This is a genomic window from Streptomyces sp. URMC 126 (assembly GCF_051386555.1).
In the GTDB taxonomy this organism is placed as follows: Bacteria; Actinomycetota; Actinomycetes; order Streptomycetales; family Streptomycetaceae; genus Streptomyces.
In genome coordinates this window covers 1-242 of sequence record NZ_JBPQTX010001255.1, presented here as the reverse complement: position 1 = coordinate 242, position 242 = coordinate 1, and the positions used below count along the sequence as shown (strand labels likewise).

Annotated in this window: 1 protein-coding gene; it reads left to right on the top strand. The window is 76.9% G+C overall.

The features are described 5' to 3' along the window. Positions 1-242: hypothetical protein (locus ACSNOK_RS35860; RefSeq protein WP_436784839.1), on the top strand; the 242-nt coding region annotated here is incomplete at both ends.

The following is a 242-nucleotide window of genomic DNA, read 5'->3' as shown; positions in this document are numbered from 1 at the left end:
CCCCGGAGGCGCCCGGCGCGCACGTGGAGCCGCCCGAGCCCAGGGGCCCGCTCGCCGTGGCCGGCTCCGGCGCCCTTGCCCGGGCCGGCGCGCTCCACCACGTCGTCCAGATGGCGAGCGTGCTCACCGAGGCCGTCACCGTGCGCGAGGTCTGCGCGGCCGTCGCGGAACAACTGCTGCCGGCCTTCGGCGGACAGGAGCTGGCGCTCTATGTGATCCGTGACCGCCGCATGCACCTGGCC